The following is a 255-nucleotide window of genomic DNA, read 5'->3' as shown; positions in this document are numbered from 1 at the left end:
CCAACTAGGCATTGACTTAATCCATGCACGTGTACGTTCAGGTGCATCAAAAGCAAAAATCGAACGGACCTTTCGTACCTTAAAGGATGACTGGATGCCGGCCATCGACTATAAAGAATTTGAGTCCTTGACCGCTTTCAACGACTCCCTCACTGACTATATCAGGCAGAAGAACATAAAAGACCACCGGTCTTTAGGCCAGAGTCCCTGGCAGCGGTTTAGAGAAGACCAGATGCATATTCGTCGAAAGAGTGA

General features: G+C 46.7%; 1 protein-coding gene. It reads left to right on the top strand.

Annotated elements, in window-relative coordinates; all coding sequences use genetic code 11:
• Positions 1 to 255 (top strand): hypothetical protein (locus tag ACYQ2O_RS13390; RefSeq protein WP_459796847.1); only part of this gene is annotated, 255 nt, incomplete at both ends.

Source organism: Alkalibacterium sp. m-11, from assembly GCF_054658155.1.
The sequence above is the reverse complement of the archived record's forward strand: the minus strand, read 5'-3'. Positions and strand labels throughout refer to the sequence as shown.